Here is a 22,088-nt window from a genome sequence, read left to right on the forward strand (position 1 = left end):
CTTGAAGACGCTTGAAGACGACGAGGTTGATAGGTTCGGGGTGGAAGCACAGCAATGTGTGTAGCTGACGAATACTAATCGGTCGAGGGCTTATCCTAAACACGTTTACTGTGACCCATACATCCAGTAGACAGCAGCATAAAGGCTTCAGCAAGCCTACTCTTTCGTATCCAGTTTTCAATGTGCAAAACGCGCAATGAAGCAAGACTCCCACTCGCAGTGGGTTTTAGTGTTTTTATGGAGGATTAGCTCAGCTGGGAGAGCATCTGCCTTACAAGCAGAGGGTCGGCGGTTCGATCCCGTCATCCTCCACCATTACTTTTTTAACAGACCATTGTTCCTTGAGAACAATGTTTTTTTGTTTTCAGGATAGCTTTGCACTGGAGATACTTTAATTTCATATGAACGAATACAAAAGGGCTGCCCTCAATCCTGAAAAATGGATAGTAGGCAGCCCTATTTTGCGTACAAGGGGCGAAACTCAGCTGATCAGTTACAGGATTGAAGATTCACAGAGACCTAGTACTGTTTTATAACGTCAACAGCCAGGTATGGACGCCTAGAAACAGGTAAGCTGGACCTGTTGTTCAAAAGCGCTAAGGTTGCTCCCACAGCCGAATGGATACGGTATGAAACGAGTTCTACAACAGGGGTTAAAAGAAAAATTTTACAATATAATAATTTTCATTGAAATTACTTTAGCGCTAAACTATAATAGTTAAGTTCTAAAGTAAATATATAAGGAGTGGAACAAACAGATGAACCAAGCAGAAGGCATGAAAGTGCGTTTTTGGCCAGTAATGACTGCTATTTTTATCGGGTCCTTTTTATGCGTATTGGCTTCGGCTACGATAAATTTGGCGCTCGAAATTTTGAAGGACCATTTTGATACGACTCTGGGCTCCGTTCAGTGGACGTTAACTGGCTTTATGCTCGCAATGGGAACTACAGCTCCAATTGCCGGTTATTTAGGAGAGAGATTCAGCTATAGACGACTATACTTATTCTCGTTAATTGGGTTTACCTTAACGTCAATATTGTGTGCATCGGCTTGGAGCGAAGGCTCGCTCATTTTGTTCCGTGTACTGCAAGGGGCATTCAGTGGTTTAATTATTCCGGCAACAATGTCGATCATTTATCAAATCATTCCAAAAGATAGACAGGCGATGGCAATCGCATTTTGGGGGCTATCTGCAATGCTGGCACCTGCATTTGGACCTACAATCAGCGGCTGGATATTGGAGAACATGAATTGGCATTGGCTGTTTCTGATGAACGTGCCTATCGGCCTGATCGCAATCGGCTGCGTATATGCATACATTCCTTATTATCGGATGAATGTTCCGAAGAGCTTCGACTTGCTAGGTTTTCTAACGGTTATCATGAGCAGCTCATCCTTGCTGCTTGCACTAGGGCAAGGCCATAACTGGGGCTGGAGCTCATGGAAAATTGTTTCATTGTTCGTAATCGGCGGCATTTCACTGATACTATTTATATGGCGAGAGCTGCGGGCTGAAACGCCGCTGCTTAATCTACGCGTATTCAAAAATGGTCGTTTTACGCTTAATGCCATTATCGCTAATATTATAACAATCAGCTTGTATTCCGGAACATTGCTCACACCCGTATTTCTTCAAAGAATACAGCATGTATCCGCGATGGATACGGGCATGATTTTATTGCCGGCTTCCCTGGCAATGGCACTGCTTATGCCCGTTGTCGGCAAGCTGTACGGCATCATTGGTCCGCGCTGGCTAATGTCTAGCGGTATTGTGCTGCTGACAATCGGTACGCTTGCGTTAAGCTGGCTAAGCCTTGATGTATCGCATGCCTACATCATCTGGTGGATGATCGTTCGTAACATCGGGATCGCACTTGTCGTAATGCCATCAAGCAACGCCGCAATGGAGCAAATTCCAGCGGAGCTGTCGGGGCATGCTTCTGCGATAACGAACTGGACGCGTAACGTGTTTGGCTCGTTCGCGATTGCTATCTTTACAACGATGCTTGCATCAAGGTCCATTACACATGCTACCGACTTCATGAAGGCTGGCGATGTTGATAAGCTGCACATTGAAATGATGTCCTTCACGATGAGCATTAACGATGTATATGTTGTTGCTACGCTGGTAGCTGTCGTCGCATTGCCGCTTAGTTTATTCGTGGGCAAGGCGAAGCGTAAGGATGACATCAAGGGCAACGTGGCAAAAGAAAAAACAATAACAAAACCAGTACCATCCCCAGTTTCTGCCAAATAACAAATATTGCGTCGAAAGAGCTGTTATAAAAGCCATTTCGACGTTTTTTTTATAAAATTGTTCTTTATTAAGAACCAGCTCGGTGTTATATTATAAATGTTGACAGTATGACACGGCACCATAATAGGTTTATTTTATAGACACGGGGGTAAAGGCAATGATAAACAAAAGTAGCTTGAGCGGGGACACAATTCCGTATATGTTGCAAAAAAGAGCAGCAGATTATCCTCATGATGTGGCATACAGTTACCCAGCTGCTGATCAGCATTATACATGGCTAATGATTTGGGAAGAGGTGCGCTTGCTGGCGAAAAGCTTTATTCAACTAGGGGTCAAAAAAGGCGACTCCATCGTAATCATTATGCCTGGCAGGGCGGAAATGATTATTTCGATGTTTGCTGCGGCCTGCGTTGGCGCTATCATTGTTCCGATTAATACATATTCTAAGAAACAAGAGCTTGAGCATTATTTGAAAGATTCTCGCCCTGCAGCCATCATTATGGGAGCTCAAGGACAGCATGTCCATTATCCAACGATCATGCAGGAAATAATAGTGGATTTGAATAAAGAGGGAGTAGATCAACATTGGTTCCCGAAGCATATTTTTGTACTGGAGGAAGAGGGGAAAGCAAACGAGCTATTTCAGCCCTATTCAGATCTACGGCTGCTTGGCGCAGCTGTAGATGAACAGTCGTTTTTAACCGCCTGTGATATGAATGTCTCTAGTGATCCGCTTATTCTGCTTTATACATCGGGTACGCTGGGCCTACCCAAAGGGGTATTGCGTTCCACGGCTTCCTTCTTATTGGCTGCTGAAAATGCGGGTAAACCTAAGAAGAGCATTGCCATGCTTATGAAAATCAGTGACCGCTTTACTCGTCATTTCTCGGTTTTGAATTTATTGCCGCTTTATCATCTGGGAGGATTTGGTACATTATTTGCAAGCTTAAAAACATACAATATTCGAATGGTCATGCTCAGCCACTTTAATCCCATAAATGCCCTGTCAGCGGTGGAGAAGGAAAAGTGTAAAGTCCTTATAGGCACGCCATATATGATTCAACAAATGGTACTTTCTCCAAAAAGAGAGGATTACAATTTGAAATCATTGCTTGGGGTAGCATTTACTTCAGCAGCAGTTAACAATACGATATTGAAAAAAATAATGAAAGGCTTGAACCTCTACTTTTTTATGGTAAGCTATGGCTCTTCGGAAGCAGGTGCAGTCGCTAATGGGACTTGTTTCGTGAATCGGAGGCAAAATATTATTTTATATTTGCTTTATAAGCTGCTGAGACACTTAAATCTTTTAAACGGGCTCATTCAATATAAGGAATTCGAAAAGGGATCCTACAGCATTGGGGGAAGAGTGGATAAGGTTGTAGAGGTGAAAATATTAAATCCGGAGACGGGAGAGACGCTGCCGCCGCATGAGCATGGCGAGATTGCGATTCGAAGTCATCGGGTCATGCGTTACACGAGCGAGACTAATGATAGGGCTAGTATGACGGCAGATGGGTGGTATCGATCCGGAGATTTAGGATTTCTGGATGAACGGAGACATTTAACGATTACAGGCAGGCTTCACAGAACGATTATTAGAGGCGGAGAAAAAATTTCTCCGGTAGAAATTGAGAATGTGCTGCTGCGGCATAAAGATGTGGAGGATGCATTCGTCATAGGTGTCCCGGATGAGCTTTATGGTGAGCAAGTTTGCGCTTGTATTGTAGCGAAGCAGGGAGCGACTCTAAGCGATAGTGTACTGAAAAATGATTTGGCTCCATATTTATCGACGTTTAAGCTCCCGCGTTATTATGTGTTTTTGCCTGTATTCCCTCTCTCACCGACGGGTAAAATTTCAGTGGCTGAAATTAAATCGTTGGTTCTGAATGGGACAGGGGAGCTGAGAAGAAATGCGTAAATACTATCCAGGGATAACGTTATTCAAGCTGGCGGGTTCCTTGCTTGTGCTTGTAGCGCATCTTATGCTTTTACGCTATATGGCTTTAATGCCGGGGCAAGCGATAGTCCAGTTTTCTGGTCTTGCTACAAGAATAGTTGTGCCATGCTTCTATGTTGTAGCAGGTTTTCTTGCCTATAAAGGCTGGAGCCATGCAGCAAATCCAAGGCTTTATATTCAAAAATATTTGCTGCGTATCGGTATCGTTTATTGCTTATTTTGTTGTCTGTTTGTTGCAGAGAGCATCGTTCCTAAGCTGATTAGCGACGGCTGGTCGGCAGGAAATCTTTTTATCCAAGCGAAGGTACTGTTTATCGCATTTTTCCTAAACGGACCATTCGTTCAATTTTGGTTTATCCCGCCGCTTGTGTTTGGTATATTAACGGCTTATTGGCTTATCCAAAAGCAATACAGTCGCCTTGCTCTTATATTGACGCTGACTGGATTTGTTGGCATGCAGTTTGTATCAGGAAGCTTAAAAACGTTATTCGGTATAACAGCTGAGAGCTTTCCCGCGATCGACCCTGCCTACATCGATTATTTGTATTTGTTTGTGACGAGATATATCGGCTTTGGCTTCACGTTCGTGGCTTTGGGTGTATTACTGGCAAAGTATGAGACATCGCTTATGCAAATAAAAGTAAAACCTATTCTGATTTTTGCATTGGGATTAACGGTAGTGGAGACGCTGCTGCTGCTTCGATTTAGTGAATGGACAACAGATTATAAGCTTGCATTCAGTATGTTGCCGAATACACTGCTTCTTTTTTATGGAATGATTAAAATAGAGCTTCCAGCCGTTCAGACTTACCATAAAATAATCAGTTTGTTCAGCATCGTAACGTTTTTTGGTCATATTTTATTCATGCAGACCAATCTTTCTCTGCTAGGCTGGAGTGTTGACAGTATGAGTTTTTTGCAGGATTTCACACTGATGCTCATGACCTTATTGGAATGCATAGCTGTTACAATGCTGCTTCGTGCAAGCTCAAGAACGTTCTCTGCTCGGCAGACAAGAAATATGGCATCCTAAGATTAGGGCGTTTTGACCACTCCGCTATAATTTAGCCCGTCATCCGTGTTTATTTCAATGTCATTGCGACCCAGCTCTTTTTTGCCCGTGAGGGCTGTTACTGAAACCGTAGCTGATTGACTAAGAGAATGTTCTTCACCCTCTTCAAGAGGAGTCCAGTATACAATGGTACCGGATGTAGTTTTCATGCTTCTTCCTTTTTGAATGACCTTCGAGTCTGAAGGGGACCAAAGAAGAAGATTTCCTTCTGTAACGGTAATTGTAATGATGTCTGCTTCATCTGCAACGATGCGAATTGGAAAACCGGGTACACTGCTCATTAGCGGACTATATTTTCCTAGCGGAAGCTGAGTTTCAGGTTTCATCTCAATCGATGTGCCATCTGCGGCATAGGCCGTAATAACGAAACCGCCAAATGCTGTTTTTTTGTTCTCATGCTGCAATAAGGATGCTCCAAGCACAACCAAAAAAACAATTATACAAGCAGCGGCCGATAGGGTTGCTGTTTTTTTTATGGATAACGTTTTGCGTTTTCTCGCTGACTGCTGTTGTACGTGGTGAATCATCTGCTTCTTCAGCTCATCGCCAGCCTGAATTTCCTTCATTCCGCTTATGTATCTATTCATTAGCGAATCCTCCAATCATGCTCCCTTTTAATATTTCACGAGCGCGCTTAAGCTGTGTTCTTACTGTGCTCTCGTTTCTGTTCAATAACTGGGCTATTTCTGCAGTGCTGTAATCTTCAAAATAATAGAGGTAAATGACGATCCGGTATTTTTGATCCAGCTCTAAGACGCGGGCAACAACTTCTCTGTTGTCTGAATGTTGGATCGGAATAGATGCATCACGAATGGGAAAAAAGAATCTTTTCCATGGACTGCGCAGCATATCCTTGCAAGCGTTAATCGTAACTCGAATAATCCACGCCTTCTCATGCTCGGCCAGCTCGAACGTCTTTTGCAGCTTAACAACTTTTATAAATACCTCTTGGCATACATCCTGAGCGTCTGCGTTGTTTTTAAGATAGGTGAAAGCAATACGCATTATCATATCCGCGTAACGTTGAACAAGCTGGGTTAAATATTCATCGGAATACTCATTTGGCATGATCGTCGACTCCTTCACACCTAACACGATCAATAAAGGCAAAATGTTTCAAAACCATAAAAAAACCTGACCGCTATCGGTCAGGTTTTTGTGAATAAAGTATTATTTGAAGAAACTGTTGAAGATCTTCACTACTGCATCCTGATCATGCGAGATGGACAGCATCACGTAGTTTCCGTTTCTAACAATTTTGTAGTTTTTAGCATCCTCATATTGATCCTGCAAATAAGTTTCAAACGTTTTTTGAATGTCGGCTGCGCGCGCTTCAAAAGCTTTAGCTACAGCATCGTAGCTTTTATCGGATTTCAACTTGACGATAGCGAGCTCAGTAGCTTTAACGTTCATCATCGCCTGCAAGTAGACGCCTTCGGTCACGAGACCATCAAAATCGGTTCCGAAAACATCCTTCAAACGCTCAGCTTCTACATTACCAAGCATCGGAAATTCAAGATCGGTCGTAATTTTTGTCGTGATATCCGAAACCTTAATGTCCGTAGAAGGCTTTACAGGAGGTTTTGTCGTTGCACTAGGCTTTTGTGTAGCACTCGGTTTTTGTGTTGGTTTGACTGTTGGTTTTTGCGTCGGTTTTTGTGTTGGCTTCGCTGTTGCAGCCGGTTTCTGTTCAGGTTTTGCACCTGATGGTTTTTCGGTCGGTTTTGCAGTCGCTGAAGGTTTTACGCCAGTATCATTTTCCTTGCTTGTGTCAGTTGCGGTTGGTTTTTCAGTTGCTGCAGGTTCAGTTGCTGCCTGATCACCAGCAGGTTCTTCCGTAGCAGGTGGAGCTTCGGTTTCCGTTGGAGCTTCTGTTGCAGGAGGTACGGTGGGCTGTTCTGTAGCCGCTGTCTCATTTCCTGATGCATTTTTTGCCGGTTCTTTCCCGGCATCGCTGCAGCCTGCAGCGAGCATCGATACTGTGAGTGCGAGTACAGCCATTTTGGATAACGATTTCTTCATATGTAGCATGTATGTCTCTCCTTAAAAAATAAAAGTCGAACACTAGACGACAGTGTTCGACAAAAGGTTGCACATTTGCTTGTTATTGGTGATCGGAACTACTGAATCTCTTCACTATTTGTAGCGTCTGCCTCATCTTCTTCGGGCGATTCTACAAGGCGGAAATCATCTGTTTTGCCGCCGTCCTCCCAGATTTCAACGAAGAGGGCATCGCAGTTGTCAAAGTCAGCTGCTTTCAGCGATAACGCTTTTTCCTCATCTGAGCCTACATACACATTTTCCAAACCATCCTCATTGAATGATTGAATAACATAAATTTTCATAAGGCAAACCTCCAGCATATTAATATTGTAGCAGTATACCATAAAAAGCCGGAGGTAAAACATTCGTTCTTCTAACTCGTTTTGAAGCGATTCACGTTATGCTGCAAATCCTCCGCCATTTTTGCAAGTGCACTAGAGGAGGCGGATATCTCTTCGATAGAGGATAGCTGCTCCTGCGTAGAGGCGATAACCTGCTCTGTACCTGCCGCGGAGTTTTGGGTCACCTCGGAAATCATTTTCATTGAACCGGTAATTTCATCAACTCCAGCGGTTAGCTGCTGCACAGCCGAGGAAACCTTCACGGATTCATAAGCGACATCATTAACGGCATTTTGTATATATTCAAATGATTCTCCTGCTGTAGTAACAAGAGAAATACCTGACAACACTTCCTTGGTTACAGCTTCCATAGACTGAACAGCATTATGCATTTCAATCTGTATCGTAGAGATGAGCGACTCGATTTGCTTAGCTGATTGTGTCGATTGTACGGATAGCTTTCGCACCTCCGTTGCGACGACCTCAAAGCCGCGCCCATGCTCGCCAGCTCTTGCTGCCTCGATAGCGGCGTTCAGTGAGAGCAGATTGGTTTGTGTGGAGAGATCCGATATGACTCCAACAATTTGGTTGATTTCATTTGATTGTCCATTAAGCTCCGCAATAACCGAAGCAAGCCCATTGACCGTATCATTTATTGAACCCATTTGCGCAACGGCTGTTTTAATCGATTCGTTCCCAAGAGTTGCCTTCTCTGACGCTTCGGAAGCTTTGGAAGAGACAGTATGTGTATTCTCAGCAATTTGCTGAAATCCAATCGACATATCATTAATCGTCTGATAGCTTTCGTTCACAAGCTTCACTTGCTGTTCAACGCCTGAGGCAACATCCTGTACAGTGACCGCGATTTGCTCCGTTGCAAGCGATGTTTGTTCGGCGCTTGCGCTTAGTTCTTCTGAGGATGCGGCTACTTGCTCCGCATTGGAATCAACTTGTTTAATCAAAGCTCTAAGATTATCGGACATCGTGTTAAACGAACTCGCAAGCATACCCGTTTCATCTTTATTTTTTATAATAATGGCTTTGCCTGTAAGATCCCCAGAAGCAATCTTCTCCGCAGCTTTTACGACTTGAATAATGGGTCTGGTGATGAGTCGGCCTATTAACAAAGCGATGGATATGCCAAGCACAAGAGCGATGATCCCGAGTGTAATGATGAATCTGATGACTTCGTCCACTTGTTTGGATGCTTTCGCTGAGCTTATGTTCAGCTGCTCTTGTTGATAGGTTTCCATGTCCGTAAGAATTTTCTCAATCTTTGCTGTTATGGTGCGTCCCTGGTTCGCAAGAAGAGTGGTATACTCCTTCTCTTGATTCTCCTTTTTGAGACTGATAACCTTTTCAAGAAGCTGAAAATACTCATTTTCGATGAGATCAGCTTGCTTGAGCGAGTCAATCATTGTAGGAGTATAGAATGTAGATGCCAGCTGCTTGCTGATGTTCATATAATTTTCGTGAGCAGCAGTTATTCCGTTTAGCGACGTTTGATCACCAAGCATGGCGTAAACTCGTATGGCAACCTGCTCTGATTTTACAGCTATGACCATGTTCTTAATATGCAGCATTTTTTGTGTTCGATCTTCAATTAATTCTGTATATGTACGATTAAGCGATGTGAGCTGAGTTAAGTTAATGCTCAAAATCATAGTTAATAATATAAGGATAGCAATAAATCCTCCGAGCAGTTTTTTGCTAATCGTTAGGTTTCTCATAGGTAACCTCCAGTAAAATTCTTATAAAAGATGCGATGGGGTATTGGCAAAATGAGTAGGGTTACTGTTGTAATGATCGCCTCCGAAAGAATATGAATGGTAAAATCTAGTGTGTTTGTTCTATAAATTTGTAAGTTAGTATATCATATATACTTTCGACAATCTAGTTCGGTAGAACCACGCGAATAATAGGTATATATATCCACCAAGGGTAAGTATATGACTTGTTCAATTTGAGAAATCAACTAGTCTCTTGTGTAAAGTTGCAAGCCTTCAGCACTCGTTATTTCTTTTCGTGCAAATATGATAAAATTGTTTCAGTATCCGATTTATTGATATGGTTTTTCTGAAATATGGGGAGGGATAAAGTTGCAGCTGATTAATCAAGAAAAGGTGCAGCAGAGGATAGATAGCTTTAAAAATCAGGAACTTTTTATTCATCTTGAAATGACTACAGGTGCTTACGCTGCTCATCTCGACAGCTCAAAGCATCCAGCAGCCAATTTCCTTACGAATGTGGTGATTCGTTATTCTCACGGTTCGATTGCAGGGAGCGGACCTTATCGGGTTGGCTTGAAAATGTCGCAAGGCTGGGTATACTCAGAGGGGCTTACCCACTGGGATGAGAACGAACCAGAGCGGCTGATTCTGGCAGGTCATGATGGGCAAGGGAAACTTGTCGTATCACTGCAATTAAGCAAGGAACCCTTCTGATGAGAGAGGAGATTAGAAATTCTGTGGGACAAAATAATATTTTAGTTATACTGCCGCATCCGGATGATGAGGCTTTCTCCGTTTCGGGAACGCTGGCTAAGCATATCCAAGATGGAGCTCATGTGACCTATGCTTGCTTGACACTTGGGGAAATGGGCCGAAATATGGGAATACCTCCGTTCGCCAATCGGGTCACTTTACCCGCTATACGCAAGCTTGAACTGGAGGAATCATGCCAAGCCATCGGTATACAAGATTTGAGAATGCTTGGTTTTCATGATAAAATGCTCGAATTTGAAGATCAAGAGCAGTTGGATGGGCAAATAAAAGCTCTTATTCAGGAGCTGAATCCGTCGATTGTGTACACTTTTTATCCAGGCTATAGCGTTCATCCCGACCACGATGCATGCGGGGCGTCAGTCATTAGGACAGTCGGCAGGCTGCCGCAATCGGAGAGGCCAATTGTATATTGCGTAGCTTTTTCCAAAAACCATCAACAAGCAATTGGAAAACCTCAAATCGTAAATGATATTAAACCATTTTTGCATCAAAAAATGGCTTCGATACAAGCACATCGTTCCCAGTTTCAAGCGGCCGAGTTAATGGGCAATAAAACCCTTCAGGATGCGGAAATTCAAGAGCGCTTTGGAACGGAGCGTTTCTGGATTTACCCATTCGCCTGATAATATTTATAAATAAGATAAGCAGCTCTAAGGAATTGTCCTTAGAGCTTTTTTCTATTGGTTGGGCAGCGAGTTCATCAGAGCATGAAAGAGCAAGATAGTTTGAGTTACTCATTTATGTTAGAATGTGGATAAAAAACCAAGGTGGATCTAATGGAAAATCATTCTCTAATTATGGGCATTCCCATCCCTAAAATAACGATGGGTGAAACTGTCGATTTGATTGACGAAGTTATTGCGGAGAATAAAACAGAGCTTTTTCACGTGGTGACTTTGAATCCGGAAATCAGCATGTCTTGTCAGCAAAATTTAGAGCTTCGTTCCATTATTAACGACGCGGAACACCTTACTGCTGATGGTGCAGGCATCGTCATGGTCTCCCGGTTAAAGGGGAATCCGCTGCCAGAGCGTGTTACGGGATGCGATCTTCTGATCAATCTATTGGAGATGGGCAATAGGAAAAAATGGTCGTTTTATCTGCTGGGCGCAAGTGAGATGACGAGTAAAAAGGCTTTAGAAGTGATCAATATGAAATACCCAAACGTGTCTATTGTCGGAAGGCATCATGGTTTTTTTGAACCTAAGGATGAATCGCGAATTGTGAATGAAATTGCAAGCTTGAGTCCCGATGTTTTAGTCGTTGCCTTAGGTGCGCCTAAAGCGGAATTTTGGATTCATACGTTTAAAAATAGTCTCAATGCTAGGATTGCTATAGGCGTTGGCGGGAGTCTGGATACAATTGCTGGAACCGTAAAGCGAGCGCCTGTAATATGGCAAAAGTTAAATTTGGAATGGCTTTATCGATTAATAAAGCAGCCTTCCAGATGGAAGAGGCAATTAATTTTACCTCGCTTTGCACTGAAAGCATTGTTATTCAAAGATAGAAACGGATTATAATCATAGCTTAATCTACACCTACGGAGGAAGATTAATTGGATCACATTATTCCGCATAAAATATTTACGGTTTGTTTAATTACGCATGGAAGAGAAGGATCAAAAGAACATAAATGAACATGTAGGGTTTGATTCCGTCCCGAGCCACCATAACTTCAAATAAATAAGCCTTGCGGCTCTCGAAAAGGATTCGAAAGCTGCAAGGCTGGATGATGCGGTATATAAGAAATTACGATTGCTGTGAGATGGACAAGCCGAGTCCTTCGGCAATCCGTTGACCAAAATCAGGGTCTGCTTTGAAAAAATGGCCGATCTGGCGAAGCTTGATCTCGTCTTTCTCAACGGGCTTCATAGCGCCGACGATCGTTTCAATAAGGCGGGCGCGTTCCTCTTCACTGATAAGGCGATAAAGATCGCCAGCTTGTGTGTAGTGGTCATTATGGTCAAAACCGACGCTGTCTGCATTTCCTGACACTTCGAACGGAGTTGGCTTGTTTTCCGGCGACTCCGTTGGTCCGCCGTAGCTGTTAGGCTCGTAGTAAATCGATGCTCCTCCGTTGCCGTCTGCACGCATCTGGCCATCGCGCTGGTGATTGTTCACCGGGGCGACAGGGCGATTAATCGGCAGCTGATTATGATTGGCGCCAACACGGTAACGATGAGCGTCGGAGTAAGCAAAGAGACGTCCTTGGAGCATCTTATCCGGGGAAGCTTCAATACCTGGAACAAATGAACCAGGTGAGAACGTTGCTTGCTCCACCTCTGCAAAATAATTTTCCGGGTTGCGATCAAGCACCATGCGACCGACCTCAATTAATGGATAATCCTTTTGAGACCAAACTTTCGTCACGTCAAACGGATCGAAGCGATATGTATTCGCATCCTCTTCAGGCATGATCTGTACATAAAGCTTCCACGCAGGAAAATCTCCACTTGCTATTGCATTAAATAAATCTTCCGTATGATAATCAGGATTTTCGCCAGCAATTTTGGCAGCTACCTCATTAGAGATGTTTTGAACACCTTGCTCTGTTTTGAAATGGTATTTCACCCATACCGCTTGGCCTTGGTCATTCACCCATTTGAAAGTATGGCTTCCAAAACCATGCATATGTCTAAACGTAGCAGGAATCCCGCGGTCAGACATAAGAATTGTAACCTGATGCAGAGACTCAGGCGATAAGGACCAGAAATCCCATACCGCATTCGGGTTTTTTAAATGGGTTTGAGGATGACGCTTCTGAGTATGAATGAAGTCTGGAAATTTGATCGCATCACGAATGAAGAATACGGGTGTATTATTGCCGACTAGATCATAGTTTCCTTCATCTGTATAAAATTTAACGGCGAAACCGCGTGGATCTCGCACCGTATCGGCAGAGCCGAGCTCGCCCGCTACGGTTGAAAAACGTATAAACATAGGTGTGCGTTTTCCTACTTCGGACAAAAAGTTAGCTTTCGTATAAGACGTTACATCATGCGTAACCTGAAAGTAGCCATGTGCGCCTGCGCCTTTGGCATGGACAACGCGTTCTGGAACACGTTCTCTATTGAAATGCGCCAGCTTTTCAAGCAGATGAACATCCTGAATTAATGTGGGACCACGTGAGCCTGCTGTCATCGAGTTTTGGTTGTCTCCAACGGGAGCGCCAAAGCTAGTTGTGAGCTTGTTCTTCTCAGTACTCATAATAGATTCACCTCATTGATTTTGTATGATTACGCCTCATACCCTATGTTACCGTTTTATAGGAGGAAATCAATATCATTTTATAATCATTCTAAATAAAATTTTTCGTCAAATTGTGCATATCGTGCTAGGGATTTTGTCGCAGACTCGTGCATACGGCGCCGCAGGTGCTCGCCATCGATGATGCGAACCCGCTTTCCGAGGAAGCGAGTTTTGGAAAGAACATATTCGCTGTCCTTGCTTGAAAAGTGTAATTGAATCGTATATTCGTTGGAGTCGGCAGCGTAACTGACTTCTTTCTCGAAGCAAGAAAAAGCATACAAAATGCGCGAGAGCTCGCCGTTGTATTCGGGAACAACAAGAATGTTCGCACTCATGCTGCGTTTTTTCATTAAGCCTTGAACGATACCAATTAGCTGCTCGTAATATTCCGTTGGACAAACCTGCTCGCTGCTGCCCGTCACGTTATCAAGCTTTGTGCTCATCAGCATTCGATGATTGATATGGTACCAGAGAAGATACCATTCCCGTTTGACCATCGAATATTCCAGCTTATAGGGAAGCCCCCTTTGCTCCGTACAGGTGCGGTCTCCTTTAATTTTATAGCTTATATATAGTAGGCTTTTGTTAGTGATAGCTTGGCGAAGCGGACGAATGTAAGAATGATAGACTTGCTTCTCTCTACTAGCTGCCTTATGCAGAAGCCCGCCAGTATCCATGGATTGATCTTCTTCTAATATAGTGTTCATTTGAATAAGCGTTTCTGGAGACAAAGCAGCCGCAGCAGCGGGATGCTCAAGCATGGTCTTCAGCCAGCTTCGCTCATGCGAAGTCATGATGAACGTACTGGAGCCTTCCAGCTTGGATAAAATCTGATAGTTGAATATTTTCTCAAAAGGATTCATAGTAGCTTTTTATCTCCTTCCATTCCTCAATCAGTTCCTGCCTGAGCTTCAAGGGAGCAAGCACCTCGCAGCTTGAGCCAAAACTCCTAATCCAAGGCTTGATTTCAATCGTTCCGTTCACCTCAATTTCATAGATGAAGGATTCTTCACTTTCTTCTAAAATAGTGCCCCATTGTCCTTGGAGCAGAACACGCTCCATCACGAAGCTTGGGATATGAGGTCCGGGATGAAAGAAGCGAACGCGCACCAGAACAGGCTTGCCCGTATCAATTAGCCAGCTATGTTTAATCCGCTGCTCCAGCTCATCTCTTTTGGACTCGAATAATGCCTCGGGAGCCGCTTCCTCTTCCGAAATTTGGGTTAAGCCTTCCATTCGGTATTTCTTAATGCCGTAGCGGGCGTGATGCCCAAGTAGGTACCAGCGGCCATATTGATGATCGTAAACAACTTTTAGAGGGAGCAGCGTTTCCTGCTGTCCTTCGGTATCGCGCTCAAATAATGGATTCGTATTTTTGGATGTGTAGCTGGTTTCTTTTTTCGGCGAAAAATAGAGAAAGCTGACCGTGCGCCGATGACGTATCGCAGCAAGCAGAGTAAAGAGATGTGCCTCGTCCAAAATACGAGAGTAATAGTGGTACTTATATAAGAAGGGTTCAACCGAGCCGTAATCGACCTGATTCCGATTCATGTATTTCTTGACACCATCACGAAGCAAATAACCCTGTACGGAGGGGATTTGGGTATTTGCCATAACGTCTACAAAGTCATATAGATCGAGCAGCTCATCGCGTGAGAGCTGCTGTACTAAATCATTGTATATCCGATAGCGAAAAGGGCGCGTTCCAGACTCTTTTTTGATGACGCCTACTTGCTCTAAATATTTCAAATCGCCTCGTATCGTTTTTTCGTCAGGAAGCGAGAGCTCTTCCGGCATGCTGCTGCAGCATAGATCAAGGAGCTCCATTGCAGTAAATGATTTCTCGTGCATAGCAGCGAGCAATAAGGAGAGGCGCTGACTCTCTGATTCTTTTAGAGATTTGGCGCGAAATAGAAACAGCAGCATCGGTTCCGAAGAATCAAGATAGCTGTAACGAATGGTTTCGGCAAACTCCTTGCCTTTATCCTCAGGCAGCTGCTGGTAAACGCTATTCACAACCTCTTTCAGACGTTTGATCGTTTTATCGAAGGTATGGATGGAGATGCCCAGCCTGTCCGCATACTGCTGGCGATTATATGCACCGCTCGTAAGAACGAGCATCCGCAAAAACTGGATCTCTTTATCAAAGCTTTCTTTTGCCATTTATGTATTCCTCCGATCATAAGCGCTCTTCTTTTCTATCTTAACAGGAAGATCGCGAATTTGAACAAAAAGGAAAATTTTCCTCCATCGTAATACTTGCACCATGTTCACGGTCTCCAAAATCAGGCAATATAAAGCTCATAAGAAGCGAGCAAGCCAACGAGTTATGACACGTATAGCTTGAAGCACGGGAGGTATTACGATGATAATGCAGCATAAGAGACATGGAGGCAATCATCATGAAATGGAGCTTGAGCATGGCTCACTCCACGTATTTGCGAATGAAGATGTGCTCCAAGCCTTTGGGGACAAAGTATATGAAATGGCAAACAACAATTTGCAAATTCCTCGAAATCAATATATGAGCTATACCCCTGATGCCCACGTTGGCATTGGAACCTGCATTGGGACGACTGCGGTCTGGAATATGAAAAATGGCTGTGTATCACCCTCTATTGTCGGCTCTGATATCGGCTGTGGGATGCGCGTTCATACAACATCGCTTCATAAGCGTGAGCTCGCTGACAAAAATATTCGTAGAGCATTGATCGCCGCAATCGAGAAATACGTACCGACTAACGAGCGTAGGAACTCGAACTACGACGATATCGATGTTATGAGTGTGGTACAGCATGGCTTGAAGGGTCTGCCTGAGAAATATGTGCCAAATGAGCAATGGCTGACGCATGTGGAGCAATCCCAGTTCGGCTTCGATCATACCTATTTAAATCAACTGCCTCCGAAAATTATGAAATATGCGCGTGGGCAGCTCGGATCGCTTGGCAGCGGCAATCACTTCATTGAAATTCAGTATCTGGAGATAAATGAGGAATACGCAAATGTGGCGGCAAAATGGGGCTTGTTCGACGGTCAGGTTGTCGTCATGATTCACTCTGGCTCTAGGTCATGGGGCGGAATGGTTGGACGCGAACACAATAAGGTTATTAAGGAAGCCATGAATCAGTGGGGAGTTAGCAATCCAGACCCTAATCTGATCTATGCCCCGATTGCGAGTCAGGAAGGGCAGACCTACTTGAACCTGATGTATTCTGCACTCAACTTCGCCGTAAGCAACCGTCATATGATTGCATTCGGTATCCGTGAAGCTTTTCAGGAAGTGTTTGGAGCAAGTACAGAAATGCCGGTTCTCTATGATCTGATGCATAACTACGCGCTTAAGGAGTTTCACCGCAACCAGCCGATGCTCGTCCATCGCAAAGGGGCAACGCGTGCGCTTCCGCCGGGGCATTTTCTAAATACGCCGGTGTACAAGGAGACGGGACATCCCGCGCTCATCCCGGGCTCTATGGGAACTTCCTCTTATATTATGGTAGGCAAGGAAGAGGGACTGAAAAACTTCTATTCGATTTGCCATGGAGCGGGGCGGGCGAGATCGCGAAAAGCAACAAAAGAAATGGTAACGGTTGATCAGTTTGAACAATCGCTGAAGGTTGGGACGGATGATGAAATACTCGTTAACCACGCTTCCTTGCAGGCCATTCTCGATGAATGCCCACAGGCATATAAAGACGTAGATCAGATCATCGACAGCGTTGTTGGCGCTTCTTTAGCTGCCGTGGTAGCCAAATGCAAGCCAATGGCTGCTATAAAAGGCACCTAGCTTTTATTAAATTGCTATTAAAGATAACTTCAATAATAGATGAGGTTCATGTACGAATGGCGTACCTTGGCTGGGATTTCTAAAAATCCCGCAGTGCATGCGCATACTATGCGCTTGTATACTGTATCGCTCATATCGTCTTAATCTCCCACAGGATAGAGTGGATCTAGTCCCTCTATTGACAATCGCCTAATCCGCGAATAAGCTCTTCGGAGCACTCTGACTCCCTCCAAAGGAGAACTAATGTTGTAGATGCGATTCTTTTGCAGGAGCACTCAGACGATGCCTCGGCACAATCACTGCAGCAAAATCTATGCAATCGGTGGATACCGATTGGAGCCAGTAGCCTCTTATAGCAGAGTAAGACATAGAACGAGCACAGATGGAAGGTACATCCGTGCTCGACTATCGACAACGAAGCTGTAAAGCTGCTACGCTCCCTTCTCAAGCCTGATTCCGGTCTAGCCGCAGGAGCGCTCCTGTTCCAAAGATCAACCAAACCGTGTAAAGAGGTGCTAAATCATGTTTAAAAAAGTGATTATCAAGAACGATGAACGAGGTCTGCTTTTCAAAAAAGGCAGTTACATAAAGCTTTTGCAGCCGGGCGTATATCGCCATACATCATTTTCTGACGATACCGTTATTTTGCAAAATATTGCRAAGCGTTTCGCTGTTCCAAATATGGAGTTGAAACTATTTCTCCACGATGAGCAGCTTGCCGAGCAGCTGACGATAGCTGATGTGCAGGATTATGAGTATGTGCTGCATTTTGAGGATGGCAAATTTGCCGCATTGCTGACACCAGGGCTTTATGGCTTCTGGAATGTAATGAAAAAACATTCATTTATCCGTATAGACATTCGGAATCCAGAACTGACATCAGAGATCGATAGATCACTGCTGTCGAGGCTGCAAAGCTTTATGCAAGTGTTCGAGGTGGCAAGCTATGAAACGGGGTTGTTATTTTTTAATAACGTGTTGCAGCGCGAGCTTCGTCCGGGAAAATATTATTTCTGGAAAGGACCAACGAGCGTGCAGGTGAAGACGGTTGATCTGCGCCAGCTTCAGCTGGACATGACTGGACAAGAGATCATGACAGAGGACAAGGTGACGCTGCGGCTGAACTTTGTGTGCCAGTACAAGGTTGTTGACCCGCTAAAAGCATTTCAGATTAAGTCGTTCGAGGAGCAGGTGTAYATTTTGCTGCAGCTTATTTTGCGCGAATATGTCGGTACTCTAAAGCTGGACGATCTGCTGCGCATGAAGCAAGAAATCGCAAATTTTGTACTTACACGTCTGAACGAGCAGAAAGAGCATTACGGTGTAGAGTTCGTTTCGGCGGGCCTCAAAGATATTATTTTGCCGGGTGATATTAAGGACATCCTTAATACAGTGCTGCTTGCTKAGAAGAAGGCGCAAGCCAATCTCATTACACGAAGAGAAGAGACAGCGTCTACTAGAAGCCTGCTAAATACCGCTAAGCTAATGGATGAGAACGGCACACTCTATCGTCTGAAAGAGCTTGAGTTTCTTGAGAAAATTTGCGAAAAAATCGGGACTATCTCGCTCACTGGCGGCGGTAATTTACTGGAGCAGCTTAATTCGCTGTTAAGTGTAAAAGGTATGGATAAATCTTGATAGATTTTGAATAAGCCTCGTAGATCGCTTGATGATCTGTGAGGCTTTTATTTAGGTTTGAATTCGTAATTTATAGGTTGAGTTTACATTTTGTGATTAAATTAGTAACAGATTTGTTTGATTACATCTTCAATTTTTGTTATCTTTGAACCTGCATGTCTTTTGAGTGTACCACTCATAATTCATAGAAGAGCATGAAATACATCTACGAGTTAGGAGATTATTATGACAACAAAGCTAGATAAAGCACTGGAAAAATTATGGCCGCCGCTTACCTATCCACTGTCTTATGCGGATGCGCTAAGCACATTATCGAAGCAGCAATTAACTAGAATACGTACGAATTTGGATATTAGCAACCTAAGCTCACTTAACAAGCAGGGGCTTGTGGAGAAGCTTTCAGAGCTGATACCAGACAATCTACAAATGGCAACTCGTTGCTTTGATCATAATAGATTGAAGCTTGTTCAGAAAATAGTGAAAAATGAAGGGATTTGGGACAAGCCGCTGCTTGAATTGCAGCAGTATACATATTTCCTTGAGCGCGGTATTTTATTTCCGGGAACGGTAGATGGCAAGCATGTTGTGATGATGCCAGCCGAACTGGTGGAATTCATTAAAGCAGGGGACCTCTTAAAGGAAACGCCTATTCTTAATCGAAACACGGAATGGATACGGTTAACGCAGGGCCTACTCTATTATTATGGAACATTGACGATAGATCAGTTGAAATCATTTGTAATCTCAGAGGATGATCATCCTCTTGCTCAATATGATATTATGAACGTTTTGTTTGCTGCCCAAGATTACTATGAGCAATTTTTCATTGAAGAGAGTGGCTACATATCAGACTATCGGGTAGTAGATCCTGAGGCTATTGTGAAAGAAAGAGACCTTAGACACGATTTGGATTTTTGTCCATTTACGAAGCAGCAGCTTTTGAAAGCTGGAGAAGCAGAATATGTGGAGCGAAACAGTCACTATATGAATCTAGTCCGTTTTGTACTAGAGCGTTATGAGATTGATCGTGAAGAAGCTGATTTGATGGCTGAGGAATGTACCGATGCTGCGAGAAACGGAGATTCTTTAGCTTCTATCATTGAGTTAATTCAAGACTTTATTGAACTTCCAAATTTGGAGACAGTGAGGAATATTACCGATCTGCTCGTTCCATTAATGAACAGCACGAAGCAATGGGCTATCAAAGGTTATTCCCCAGAAGAGCTAGCGGCAAAACGTGCAAACGTGAGCATGGTGCTGAATAATGCACCTAAGCCAGCTGCTCAAGCGGAAGTAATCGATATGCAATCGAAGAAAAAAGTCGGACGTAATGAACCTTGTTCTTGCGGAAGCGGGAAAAAGTTCAAAAAGTGCTGCGGTTAATAGTAGAATCAGATAAGGCATAATCGAACTTGGAGGCGTACAGGATGAGACAAAGCCAGCAAGGTCTTTATTTAAGAAGCGTTAAGCTCCTTCGGGAGACAGTACCCTCCTTCGATTCTTATCCGTTTGATTTAAGTGCTATCCGGAGTTTATACGAGCTGGAGTTCCATCCGAAAGTAACATACATCGTTGGGGAAAATGGAATGGGCAAGTCTACGCTGATGGAAGCGATCGCGATTGGACTCGGATTCAATCCGGAAGGCGGAACGATTAACTTTAATTTTTCTACAGAAGCTACCCATTCAGAACTTCATCAGCATTTGAGGCTTGTGCGCAGCGTAAACAAACCAAGGGATGGGTTCTTTTTTCGAGCGGAGAGCTATTATAATTTGGCGACTAATATTGACCAAATGGACCGTGAGTTAGGCAGTGGACCACGCATTATTGATTCATATGGCGGGAAGTCGCTCCATCAGCAATCACATGGTGAATCCTTTTTTGCAACGTTCCTCCACCGCTTCAACGGTAATGGTCTCTATATGATGGATGAGCCGGAGGCTGCACTTTCTCCTTTCCGCCAAATGGCGATGCTTGCACGTATTAATCAGCTCGTAGGGAAGCACTCACAATTTATTATCGCAACACATTCTCCGATTCTAATGGCTTATCCGGATGCCGTGATTTATAATTTGACTGCTGAAGGGATTGAGCGTACCGCTCTCGAGGAAACCGATCATTATATGCTTATGAAGAGGTTCGTTAACAATAGGGAAAGAATGCTGGATGAGCTTTTCTTGGAGGAAGACTAATACAAAAAGGAGCTGTTATACATGTCATTAGAAATTGAACGCAAGTTTTTGCTGCCGGCGTTTCCAACTGCATTAATAGAAGAAAACGATTTGCTGGTGCTCTCTGAGCAAAGAATAGAACAAACCTATTTGGCTATCGACGACAATCAAGAGCTTCGTGTTCGGAGAATTGTTGATCTGGCGAGCGGCGAGGTTTCATTCACGCATACCTTTAAGCTAGGCAACGGTCTATCACGTGAGGAAATTGAATATTCGATTTCTAACAGTATTTATGAACAGGTAGTAAACGCTTTTGGCTTCATACCATTGACGAAAAACAGAGTGACTGCAAAATGGAACGACCGAATCATTGAGATTGATACCTATGACCAAATCGAGCTTTCGGTGCTTGAGGTTGAGTTTGACTCCGAAGCATCAGCCAATGCTTTCATTGCACCTGCATGGTTTGGCAAGGATATTAGCTCAGAGCGTCAGTACAGCAACAAGAAAGTTTGGCGTGAACTGCAGCGTAAAGGAACGGAATAAAGATGGTTTTATGATAGAAATGAAGTTTTTTAAAAAAAGTTTATTTAAACGCTTGACCATTTAGGCATGTACATGGTATATTCTATTTCTGGCCGAGAGACACACGCGGTCAACAAGCAAAACAAGCAAGACAAACGATAGAAAAGTTTGCTCTTTGAAAACTGAACAACGAGTAATAACTGCCTCGCAAATCCTTCGGGATGAGCAAATATAGCGATAAAAGTTATGAGCAAGTCAAACACATGAAGCTTTTCTCTTCGACATCGCGTCGAAGCGAAAACTTCCATTTGGAGAGTTTGATCCTGGCTCAGGACGAACGCTGGCGGCGTGCCTAATACATGCAAGTCGAGCGGAGTTGATGAGGTGCTTGCACCTCTGATACTAAGCGGCGGACGGGTGAGTAACACGTGGGTAACCTGCCTGTAAGACTGGGATAACATTCGGAAACGAATGCTAATACCGGATACGCGATATGGTCGCATGACTGAATCGGGAAAGATGGAGCAATCTATCACTTATAGAT

At 43.8% G+C, this 22,088-nt stretch carries 20 protein-coding genes, 1 tRNA gene and 2 rRNA genes; 15 read left to right on the forward strand and 8 right to left on the reverse strand.

Annotation, left to right across the window (positions count from 1 at the left end):
- The 5 genes from AB4Z17_RS21640 to AB4Z17_RS21660 form a co-directional block, all read left to right on the forward strand.
- Positions 1–98, forward strand: a 23S ribosomal RNA gene (locus AB4Z17_RS21640); the annotation flags it as partial.
- 141 nt (positions 99–239) lie between these two features.
- Positions 240–315, forward strand: a tRNA-Val gene (locus tag AB4Z17_RS21645).
- 443 nt (positions 316–758) lie between these two features.
- Entirely contained in the window at positions 759–2,258 is a 1,500-nt protein-coding gene (locus tag AB4Z17_RS21650) for a DHA2 family efflux MFS transporter permease subunit (RefSeq protein ID WP_441961998.1), read from the forward strand.
- A gap of 157 nt (positions 2,259–2,415) precedes the next feature.
- Positions 2,416–4,179, forward strand: coding sequence for a class I adenylate-forming enzyme family protein (locus tag AB4Z17_RS21655; protein WP_441962000.1), 1,764 nt, complete (start codon positions 2,416–2,418; stop codon positions 4,177–4,179).
- Positions 4,172–5,251 carry a hypothetical protein gene (locus AB4Z17_RS21660; protein ID WP_441962002.1) on the forward strand — a complete coding sequence of 360 codons (1,080 nt, stop codon included), beginning with the start codon at positions 4,172–4,174 and terminating at the stop codon, positions 5,249–5,251. Before AB4Z17_RS21655 ends, AB4Z17_RS21660 begins: the two co-directional genes overlap by 8 nt.
- 2 nt (positions 5,252–5,253) lie before the next feature.
- On the opposite strand, the gene AB4Z17_RS21665 is transcribed toward AB4Z17_RS21660, so the two are convergent.
- The 5 genes from AB4Z17_RS21665 to AB4Z17_RS21685 all read right to left on the reverse strand — a co-directional run bounded on the left by AB4Z17_RS21665 (position 5,254) and on the right by AB4Z17_RS21685 (position 9,404).
- A complete protein-coding gene (locus tag AB4Z17_RS21665; protein ID WP_441913645.1) occupies positions 5,254–5,877 on the reverse strand; it encodes a hypothetical protein in 624 nt (207 codons plus the stop codon).
- Positions 5,870–6,358 (reverse strand): sigma-70 family RNA polymerase sigma factor, encoded by a 489-nt coding sequence (locus tag AB4Z17_RS21670; protein ID WP_441962004.1) that lies wholly within the window; start codon positions 6,356–6,358, stop codon positions 5,870–5,872. The genes AB4Z17_RS21665 and AB4Z17_RS21670 overlap by 8 nt, the downstream gene beginning before the upstream one ends.
- Positions 6,359–6,460: 102 nt before the next feature.
- Positions 6,461–7,321 (reverse strand): DUF4358 domain-containing protein, encoded by an 861-nt coding sequence (locus AB4Z17_RS21675; protein ID WP_441962006.1) that lies wholly within the window; start codon positions 7,319–7,321, stop codon positions 6,461–6,463.
- A gap of 89 nt (positions 7,322–7,410) precedes the next feature.
- Complete coding sequence (locus tag AB4Z17_RS21680) at positions 7,411–7,635, reverse strand: hypothetical protein (RefSeq protein WP_441913651.1); 225 nt, start codon at positions 7,633–7,635, stop codon at positions 7,411–7,413.
- A 71-nt stretch (positions 7,636–7,706) separates the two neighbouring features.
- Positions 7,707–9,404 (reverse strand): methyl-accepting chemotaxis protein, encoded by a 1,698-nt coding sequence (locus AB4Z17_RS21685; RefSeq protein ID WP_441962008.1) that lies wholly within the window; start codon positions 9,402–9,404, stop codon positions 7,707–7,709.
- A gap of 369 nt (positions 9,405–9,773) precedes the next feature.
- Here AB4Z17_RS21685 and AB4Z17_RS21690 point away from each other — a divergent pair, with 369 nt between their 5' ends.
- The 3 genes from AB4Z17_RS21690 (at position 9,774) to AB4Z17_RS21700 (ending at position 11,698) form a co-directional block, all read left to right on the forward strand.
- Entirely contained in the window at positions 9,774–10,118 is a 345-nt protein-coding gene (locus AB4Z17_RS21690) for a YojF family protein (protein ID WP_076271788.1), read from the forward strand.
- The gene (bshB2, locus tag AB4Z17_RS21695) at positions 10,118–10,801 is read left to right on the forward strand and encodes a bacillithiol biosynthesis deacetylase BshB2 (RefSeq protein WP_441962010.1); all 684 of its coding nucleotides are present in this window, start codon (positions 10,118–10,120) and stop codon (positions 10,799–10,801) included. Before AB4Z17_RS21690 ends, bshB2 begins: the two co-directional genes overlap by 1 nt.
- Positions 10,802–10,954: 153 nt before the next feature.
- Positions 10,955–11,698, forward strand: a complete 744-nt coding sequence (locus AB4Z17_RS21700) for a WecB/TagA/CpsF family glycosyltransferase (protein WP_441962012.1) — start codon at positions 10,955–10,957, stop codon at positions 11,696–11,698.
- A 228-nt stretch (positions 11,699–11,926) separates the two neighbouring features.
- On the opposite strand, the gene katA is transcribed toward AB4Z17_RS21700, so the two are convergent.
- The 3 genes from katA to AB4Z17_RS21715 all read right to left on the reverse strand — a co-directional run bounded on the left by katA (position 11,927) and on the right by AB4Z17_RS21715 (position 15,589).
- Complete coding sequence (gene katA / locus AB4Z17_RS21705) at positions 11,927–13,384, reverse strand: catalase KatA (RefSeq protein WP_441962014.1); 1,458 nt, start codon at positions 13,382–13,384, stop codon at positions 11,927–11,929.
- A gap of 86 nt (positions 13,385–13,470) precedes the next feature.
- Positions 13,471–14,289 carry a WYL domain-containing protein gene (locus AB4Z17_RS21710; protein ID WP_441913661.1) on the reverse strand — a complete coding sequence of 273 codons (819 nt, stop codon included), beginning with the start codon at positions 14,287–14,289 and terminating at the stop codon, positions 13,471–13,473.
- On the reverse strand, positions 14,276–15,589 hold the full coding sequence (locus tag AB4Z17_RS21715) for a helix-turn-helix transcriptional regulator (RefSeq protein ID WP_441913663.1): 1,314 nt from the start codon (positions 15,587–15,589) through the stop codon (positions 14,276–14,278). Before AB4Z17_RS21715 ends, AB4Z17_RS21710 begins: the two co-directional genes overlap by 14 nt.
- A 202-nt stretch (positions 15,590–15,791) precedes the next feature.
- Here AB4Z17_RS21715 and AB4Z17_RS21720 point away from each other — a divergent pair, with 202 nt between their 5' ends.
- The 7 genes from AB4Z17_RS21720 to AB4Z17_RS21750 form a co-directional block, all read left to right on the forward strand.
- Positions 15,792–17,210, forward strand: coding sequence for an RtcB family protein (locus tag AB4Z17_RS21720; protein ID WP_441962016.1), 1,419 nt, complete (start codon positions 15,792–15,794; stop codon positions 17,208–17,210).
- A 282-nt stretch (positions 17,211–17,492) separates the two neighbouring features.
- Positions 17,493–17,636: a hypothetical protein gene (locus AB4Z17_RS21725; RefSeq protein ID WP_441913667.1), complete on the forward strand. Its 144-nt coding sequence runs from the start codon at positions 17,493–17,495 to the stop codon at positions 17,634–17,636.
- Between the two features lie 96 nt (positions 17,637–17,732).
- On the forward strand, positions 17,733–18,848 hold the full coding sequence (locus tag AB4Z17_RS21730; protein ID WP_441962018.1) for a slipin family protein: 1,116 nt from the start codon (positions 17,733–17,735) through the stop codon (positions 18,846–18,848).
- Between the two features lie 225 nt (positions 18,849–19,073).
- A complete protein-coding gene (locus AB4Z17_RS21735) occupies positions 19,074–20,231 on the forward strand; it encodes a YecA family protein (RefSeq protein WP_441962019.1) in 1,158 nt (385 codons plus the stop codon).
- Between the two features lie 44 nt (positions 20,232–20,275).
- Positions 20,276–21,040 (forward strand): AAA family ATPase, encoded by a 765-nt coding sequence (locus AB4Z17_RS21740; RefSeq protein ID WP_441962021.1) that lies wholly within the window; start codon positions 20,276–20,278, stop codon positions 21,038–21,040.
- A 21-nt stretch (positions 21,041–21,061) separates the two neighbouring features.
- Positions 21,062–21,565 carry a CYTH domain-containing protein gene (locus AB4Z17_RS21745; RefSeq protein ID WP_339207116.1) on the forward strand — a complete coding sequence of 168 codons (504 nt, stop codon included), beginning with the start codon at positions 21,062–21,064 and terminating at the stop codon, positions 21,563–21,565.
- Positions 21,566–21,849: 284 nt separating this feature from the next.
- Positions 21,850–22,088, forward strand: a 16S ribosomal RNA gene (locus AB4Z17_RS21750); the annotation flags it as partial.

Origin of the sequence: Paenibacillus sp. TAF43_2, assembly GCF_052113545.1 — a bacterium.
In the GTDB taxonomy this organism is placed as follows: domain Bacteria; phylum Bacillota; class Bacilli; order Paenibacillales; family Paenibacillaceae; genus Pristimantibacillus.